The organism is Myroides pelagicus, from assembly GCF_009711055.1.
GTDB classification, from domain to species: Bacteria; Bacteroidota; Bacteroidia; order Flavobacteriales; family Flavobacteriaceae; genus Flavobacterium; species Flavobacterium pelagicum.
In genome coordinates, this window is record NZ_WMJY01000032.1 from 19,445 (window position 1) to 27,050 (window position 7,606).

Here is a 7,606-nt window from a genome sequence, read left to right on the forward strand (position 1 = left end):
TATGGCCTTATTACTTACTTTCAAAAATATCTACCAGCTTTATCACCTAGAGCCACCTCAAGTGCCTAATGGAATAATTATGCTGAATCAACAATACGAGCCTAACTTAGGCTACGACAAGCATAGTCGTCTGTTTGACGGATTACTACTAGCCTATATGGTAAAGGGAAAAATGAAAGCTCAGGTTCACTTCCAAGAATTCGATATACAACAAGGAGAATTAGCTATAATTCCCCCACAAATCATGATAGAAACCAAAAAGCTTAGTCCAGATGCCCAGATCATTACTTTGGGGATTTCACTTGACCTGATCACTTCTTTACCTATGGCAAAAGAATTTATCATGGATAATGAGTTGCGTTGGAACCCGATTATTGAACTAAAAGACACTAATTTACAAATCACCCACAAGCTATTTGACCTTATCGGTCTAAACATCCAGCAAACAAACGACAATAATTCAACAGAGGTCATGCGTCATCTAGTCCTAGCCCTACTGAATTTACTACTTCAACAACGAAAAGGCAATACAACAAAAAATACAATCAAAAACAGAACCCATGAATTAATTGACCAATTCTACGCCCTAGTTTCAAGCCATGCTGCCAAAGAGCGAAATGTGGACTTCTACGCCGATAAGCTGAACTTGACCCCACAATACCTCTCTACATTCTTAAAACAAAACACAGGAAGAACCACCACGCAATGGATCGATCACCTGCTGATCTTACATGCCAAAACACTACTAAAAGGCTCCAGCTTATCGGTAAAAGAAGTTGGATACGAACTCAACTTTTCAGATACAAGCACATTCTGCCGATATTTCAAAAGAAATACAGGAATGTCACCCAAAGCCTATAAAGAAAGTTAGCCAGACCACACTGGTAATACCAACCTTTAAATCTGCACTTATCTACAATGAAAGTGTCAATAGTCGTGGCTAAGTGCTGTACTACTTTTACAGCATGAAAAACAAAACGAAAAAAGCAGCCATAGGCTTTATATTCATTACTCTGGTAATAGATATAATTGGATGGGGGATCATACTCCCGGTAATTCCCAAACTAATCGAACAACTCATTGATGGTGATATCAATCAAGCCGCTACCTATGGTGGATGGCTAGGGTTTGCCTATGCCTTCACTCAATTTATATTCGCTCCCTTGGTAGGCAATCTAAGTGATCAATTTGGACGACGACCAATATTGTTACTCTCACTAATGGGCTTTAGTATTGACTATTTATTCTTAGCCTTTGCCCCTAGCATCACTTGGTTATTTCTCGGAAGAGTGATCGCAGGGCTAACAGGAGCGAGTATTTCCACTGCTAGTGCCTATATCGCAGATATATCAACTGATGAAAACAGAACCAAAAACTTTGGAATGATTGGAGCTGCCTTTGGTATCGGCTTTATCATCGGCCCAGTTTTAGGAGGATTACTAGGTCATTACGGGCCAAGAATACCCTTTTACGCAGCAGCGGGACTGTGTTTATTAAACTTCCTTTACGGTTATTTTATACTCCCTGAAAGCCTTGATAAAGACAAATGCAGAAGCTTTCAATGGAAAAGAGCCAACCCTATTGGTTCTATCAAATTCTTATTAAAGTACCCAAAAATATCCCATCTCATAGTAGCCCAAACCCTAGTCTATATAGGACTACATGCTGTACAAAGTAATTGGCACTTCTACGTGATGTACAAATTCGATTGGTCTGAGGCTCTAGTAGGGTTATCTCTTGGACTATTGGGTTTACTCTTAGGCCTTGTACAAGGAGGGTTAATTAGATGGACAACACCGCGACTAGGCGACTACAAAAGCATTTATTTAGGACTATTGTGTTATGCTATCGGGCTATTGTTATTTGCCTTTGCAGATCAGGGATGGATGATGTTTGTCTTCTTACTACCTTATTCACTTGGGGGAATCTGTGGTCCTTCACTACAGGGAGTCATCAGTAAACAAGTCCCTGTAAGTGAACAAGGAGAACTACAAGGCGCTTTGACAAGCCTGATGAGTGCTACATCGATTATAGGACCACCGCTAATGACCAACCTATTTTACTACTATTCCTCTAGTGATGCTCCGGTAGAGTTCTCTGGGGCTCCATATCTATTAGCGGCGGTATTAATGTTAATTAGCGTGGCGATAGTCTATAGGCAATACCAAAACAAACAACACTAAAGGCTATAAGCAAACATAAAACAATCGAAAAATAGGATATAATGTCAAGAAAAAGTACTTTTATACACCATTAATAAACAAACTAAAACTTAGCTCATGACAAAACAAGATATCATCAATTGTGAAAATAAATTGTATCAAGCCATGAAAGACAGTGATATTGCTGTTTTAGAAGAGCTACTACACGATGATTTACTCTTTCTTATCCCTAGTGGACAAACCATAACTAAAAAAATGGATATCGCCTCTTATCAATCAGGTATGATGAAAGTCAATGAGATTAGCTCACAGATTGAAAATATAAATATTATAGAGGATATTGCCGTCATAACACTTATAATAGAACTAAAAGGGAGTTATGACAATCATGTATTTGAAAACAACTTCCGCTATATCCGTTTTTGGAAAGAAACCTCTTCAGCGATACAGGTTATTGGTGGTAGTGGTGTTGTCCTTGATTAAAAAGTAAGATTTAATAGGTTAATTGTTATTAGAAGAAGTACTTTATATACAATCTTTTTTGACATGCCGTATTTCTTTTTAAAGCTTAAAAAAACTAGACTTATACACAGCTCTAAATCAACTCTATGTATAAAAAAGTCAGCAAACATTATATTCTCTACTCGCTGAATTTAGTAACTTCAAAAATTGCTAACTTTTGTTGAATCAAACTATCTATTACCTCTGGTATCATCTGTATTGGCAATGATACTATCAGCATACACTGTCCATCTATAAATTTGAAGCTATGAGTCACAACAGGAAGAAATTCTACTAATTGCTTTTCTACTTCTTCTTGTATAAATTGATGCTCAAGTCCTCCAATACTCATTCTAACAACTATTGGTGTATCGCTATAATTTAATCTATCAATCATAAGTTATCTATTTTTTAGAACTAATTTAATCAAAACTACCTTTTGCTCAATAACGTAAATGTTTTTTAACCTATCTTTGAGGCAAACACAAGAATATGCACACCTCTAAAGACCCACTACACGGAAAGAAATTAGTAGATATACTTGAAGAGTTAGTAGACTATTACAATGGATTTGAAGCCTTAGGCAATCAAATTAGTATTCGTTGTTTTACGCATGACCCTAGTATTAACTCTTCTTTGAAATTCTTGCGAAAAACCCCTTGGGCAAGAGATAAGGTAGAAAGTCTATACCTTTATGTGTTGCGCCAAAAAGCTAAACAACAAAGATCTGAAAGATAACCAACGTACTTGTATATAAACCAGAGTGTATACAAGGTTTAACATTAGGTTGCTTAAAAAATCGTTATAAAAAACATCCTTAATTACTTAGAGTCCGTTTTTCAGATCTATATTTAGCTGTCGTCCTTCTTTGAAAGCCTTTTTATCCATAATACTACCAACTGCATGACCGATGATCATACCAAGAGGTAATCCAATAGCTAACATACCTATATTCTCCATGATTACTACACCAACTACCACCCCTAATGGAAGGCCAAAAGTTGACATACCTAATACAGACCAAAACTTACGATAATAGTTTTTGGGTACAATTTTATGTTTCTTTTCAACCAGTCTAATAATCTTCGCTTGTCCAATTCGAATCAGATTAACCAAAGTATGCTCTATACTGTTGCTCGAATGTATACTATCAACCTCAATGTTAATCAACTTAATAGTATCTTCGTGAAGGTCCCTATTATTCAGTTCATTTATTAATTCATTGAACTGAGTATATGCTTTTCGCAATTTTGGAGAAGTCGCTAGCCCTTCAAGCTCATTTAATTGTTTAATCTTCATAGATATTTAGTAGTCTAGTTATTTTGAAATAATTATCGCCATAGAGACCTAAGTCTCTTCTTCTCAAATATAAAGAATAATTTAAGTTACAAAAATAAATATACAATCACCTCTAATACATTCTGCTATTTATACAGCTTTCTTATAAAAGAAGTAAATATCTAAACACTATCAAAAATTAACAATTCAGGAGCTAAACCCAAGTATATACAATTGATATTACAACAAATGACGAATTTTACTTATATTTGTGCAATAATATAAACCATATAAAACTATAGAAGACCAGATAGTTACTTACTTGTTATCTGGCAAACGAAAAACAAAACAAACACTCCTTACTAGCAATCAAACATACTAACTAATGGATAATCACTTTCATAAACAATGGGTAGATATTTTGAATAAAGAGAATGCAAAGATCTCCAAAGAAAGCACTGATTCTGAAACACCTAACTCTTATTTTTTCATTTTCAACAATGTAGATAATTCTATAGAATTTATTAACTCTGCCTTCTTTACCATCACTGGTTATCCCAAACAAGAGATCGATGTAGCCTTTTTTCTTGGACTAGTTCATCCTGATGATTTAGATTATTTCTTTCAAAAAGAATTGCAAGGACAGGAATTCACCAATGCACTAAGACACAATGAGCTCTACAAATATATTTTCAAATATAGCTATCGCATACGAAAAGCTGATGGTAGCTACATTTTAATTTTACAAGAATACAACGCTATTGAACTTACCAAAGAAGGTTATTGGAATAAATCCTTAGTCCTACACACAATACAAGACATAACACAACCTTTGTGTTTGGAGACAGACTACAGAATTTTCGACAAAGAAAAAGGTGAATATTTAGATCTAATCAATAAATATAACCTAACAAGTAGAGAGCAAGAAATAATTCAGTTAATCAAAAAAGGCTTAACAAGTAAAGAAATTTCCAATACTCTGTATTTAAGCCCTAGCACCATACAAACCCATCGTAAAAACATACTAAATAAAACAAACTCACGTAGCTTTATAGAACTGATCAAAAAACTATCAACTAGAGATTAGTTATTCCCTTTAAATAAAAGATTGCACCTTTAGTAGCTCTATATTATTAAAAAAATGTCTTAGTTATTCAAGTAGCAGTTTTATGTTAGTTATTGAAAAACTAAAACTATTACATTACCATTCAAACAAGAAATAAGCTATAAACTTTTTTTAATCAATTTATCTACAATTGGAATATCTGCAGCTGCCCAATTTAAATACTTTAAATCTGCTGGTTTTATCCATTTAAATGAAGCGTGTTCATTTAGGTTAAACTCTTCATTAACAGGACTACATAAATATGTATGCATGATTAGCTTAAAATCTGGATAGGTATAATCCACTGACATAAAAAACTCGTCAATTGTAATAGACCAATCAAGTTCTTCTCTTATTTCGCGTAACAATGCTTGCTCGTAAGTCTCCTCCTGTTCTATTTTACCACCAGGAAATTCAAACTTATATGATAAATACTCTTTGTCATTATAATTCCTCTGAGCACAAAATATATAATCCCCATTTATAATAATAGCAGCTACTACTTCTACAGTTTTCATTAGTTATATTGTTTAAATATAAAAGATAAAAAAAATTCACTTTAGAAAAACAATTCACTAGAAATGAAAGTATAAATTACATTTACTTAATTCTAAATAAAGTTAAGGTCTAAATTGTTACAATAAGTAGAAGTTAACGAGTTACTCACTACAAACTTCGATTTTAACAACTTTCGAACTAACCACTCTTTCCTTATCCCCGCCAATATTTACTTTCTGCTCCACTATTACTTGAATCAAATCATGAGTCGGTATATCAAAATCAAATAACTCAGCTATATTATTAAATTTAAACGCTTTGGTTAAAAGTGGGATATGCCTTGTTGAGTATTTATGTACTTGAGTAAGTGATTCTACATTACCTACAAAAGAATCTGCTAACCCCATTAATCTACTTAATTCTTTTTGCGAAATTTTTTTTGACTTCCTAATTCTTCTAACATGATTAATAAAATCATAATCAAACTGTGTCGTCTCGTATTTTAAGATTCTTATTTCCATAATTACCACTAAAAAAACAATCACATATATTGGATTATTTAAATTGTTTTACTATATTTGTATTTGATATAGACATATGTGTCTACACAATCAGACATAACAACGATGTTTTCTTGAACTCAAAACGACCATAATTACCATCAAGAAAACCGTGATGTCGCTCCATGCTAAAAAGTTTATTACTTTTGTAAATGCATTGGGGCGGTTCTCACGTACTTTAAGATGGTAAATACAATTTTTTATTGTAAAAGGCTTGGTCGCCTTGAGTTCTAAAGTACAAACCGCTCCTTGCTTTATACAAGGATTGATTTATCATACTAGAAAACATCGTTCATATTATTAATGTGAGCGATTTTTTATTTTAATACCTCACTGGGGCAATTCTTAAGAAGAAAAAGGATTATAACTAGAAGAGCGATTGGATTTAAAAATAGTTCGCATACAATTAAAGGATGAAAAAGAAGTCATAATTCTTTTATTCATTCAGGTTGTCTTAACTTAAAAAGTCACTTCTAGTAAGATCGGTTTTTTCTTTTTTGATTCGCACTCTAAAAGTAATTCCTTTCCATATGTTTTCCAAAAGGAAAAACTCTAAAAAGCGACTAATTTTAAGTTCTAGACGACAATGTATGGTAGTTCAGTATTCTGTACTGAACTACCAGAGAAAATATATTCATAAAATATTAGATTTCCATCTTCTATTCTATGACAAAATATAATATAATCTTTTGTTGTGCTGTCTCCCAAACAAGCATAAAGAGATTTAAAACTTAATGCTGTTACTTTTTTGTAAAGGCAGTACTACATCCTTAAAGGACTTATCGGATGTTCTATTCGAGAATTTTTCAATTATTTTTTTACTTCAAACTATTATTAACCAAACTAAACCATTTAGATCTATGAAACACTTTGCTTTAAAAGAGTAGATTAGAATGATAAACCAAATGTGTAATTTATTCCTATTTGGATCTTCTTCAAAATCCTATCTACTCTTAGTATAAGCAGTTAATTTTAACATTTTAAATTGAATTAGTTGATTAGTTAGTTGTCTTAGAAATAAGACAAGGTTACTAGTTTATTNTCTTAGAAATAAGACAAGGTTACTAGTTTATTTTACGCACCGCTCAATGGGATATTGAGTTGCGTACAGGCCTAATTATTCCATTACTCGTTACCTAGTATTTTTATTAGGTAACAGTAATGGTATTAAAAAGCAGTAAAAACAACATAAACTAATGAAAAAGTCGTCCTACAAAATACAAATCGAATTTAAATTAAACACTTTCACGTAAGGGGGTCCTATTAGAATGCATCCTATTTACTTTTTAAACTTTTATACGCTATAACTAAGATCGACCACTTAGATGCGTATAGGGTTTCTATTGCCTTTTATTTACGAGCATTTTAATTTACAAGCTTGTTATAATCATGTAATTACAAAAGTAAAGGGGATAATTGCCTGGGAGCAATCAATAATTATTACTAACCACTTTAAAACCATTTAAAACTATGAAACACAGCCAATCAAACAAGGTCGTTAG

At 32.9% G+C, this 7,606-nt stretch carries 9 protein-coding genes; 5 read left to right on the forward strand and 4 right to left on the reverse strand.

Annotation, left to right across the window (positions count from 1 at the left end; all coding sequences use genetic code 11):
- The first annotated feature begins 1 nt into the window (after position 1).
- The 3 genes from GJV77_RS11920 (at position 2) to GJV77_RS11930 (ending at position 2,645) form a co-directional block, all read left to right on the forward strand.
- Positions 2-871, forward strand: coding sequence for a helix-turn-helix domain-containing protein (locus tag GJV77_RS11920; protein ID WP_155036586.1), 870 nt, complete (start codon positions 2-4; stop codon positions 869-871).
- Positions 872-965: 94 nt separating this feature from the next.
- A complete protein-coding gene (locus GJV77_RS11925; RefSeq protein ID WP_155036587.1) occupies positions 966-2,183 on the forward strand; it encodes a TCR/Tet family MFS transporter in 1,218 nt (405 codons plus the stop codon).
- Positions 2,184-2,279: 96 nt separating this feature from the next.
- A complete protein-coding gene (locus tag GJV77_RS11930) occupies positions 2,280-2,645 on the forward strand; it encodes a nuclear transport factor 2 family protein (protein WP_155036588.1) in 366 nt (121 codons plus the stop codon).
- A gap of 157 nt (positions 2,646-2,802) precedes the next feature.
- Here the strand turns inward: GJV77_RS11930 and GJV77_RS11935 are convergent, their stop codons facing one another.
- Complete coding sequence (locus GJV77_RS11935; protein WP_155036589.1) at positions 2,803-3,060, reverse strand: hypothetical protein; 258 nt, start codon at positions 3,058-3,060, stop codon at positions 2,803-2,805.
- A gap of 95 nt (positions 3,061-3,155) precedes the next feature.
- On the opposite strand from GJV77_RS11935, the gene GJV77_RS11940 reads away from it, so the two are divergent.
- On the forward strand, positions 3,156-3,401 hold the full coding sequence (locus GJV77_RS11940) for a VF530 family protein (protein ID WP_155036590.1): 246 nt from the start codon (positions 3,156-3,158) through the stop codon (positions 3,399-3,401).
- Between the two features lie 87 nt (positions 3,402-3,488).
- Here GJV77_RS11940 and GJV77_RS11945 read toward each other — a convergent pair whose 3' ends face one another.
- On the reverse strand, positions 3,489-3,962 hold the full coding sequence (locus GJV77_RS11945; protein ID WP_240142864.1) for a hypothetical protein: 474 nt from the start codon (positions 3,960-3,962) through the stop codon (positions 3,489-3,491).
- Positions 3,963-4,326: 364 nt separating this feature from the next.
- On the opposite strand from GJV77_RS11945, the gene GJV77_RS11950 reads away from it, so the two are divergent.
- Positions 4,327-5,028 carry a LuxR C-terminal-related transcriptional regulator gene (locus GJV77_RS11950; protein WP_155036591.1) on the forward strand — a complete coding sequence of 234 codons (702 nt, stop codon included), beginning with the start codon at positions 4,327-4,329 and terminating at the stop codon, positions 5,026-5,028.
- A 137-nt stretch (positions 5,029-5,165) separates the two neighbouring features.
- Here the strand turns inward: GJV77_RS11950 and GJV77_RS11955 are convergent, their stop codons facing one another.
- Both GJV77_RS11955 and GJV77_RS11960 read right to left on the reverse strand, forming a co-directional pair.
- Positions 5,166-5,564 carry a (deoxy)nucleoside triphosphate pyrophosphohydrolase gene (locus tag GJV77_RS11955; protein WP_155036592.1) on the reverse strand — a complete coding sequence of 133 codons (399 nt, stop codon included), beginning with the start codon at positions 5,562-5,564 and terminating at the stop codon, positions 5,166-5,168.
- Between the two features lie 141 nt (positions 5,565-5,705).
- Positions 5,706-6,065, reverse strand: a complete 360-nt coding sequence (locus GJV77_RS11960; RefSeq protein ID WP_155036593.1) for a helix-turn-helix domain-containing protein — start codon at positions 6,063-6,065, stop codon at positions 5,706-5,708.
- Positions 6,066-7,606 lie beyond the last annotated feature (1,541 nt).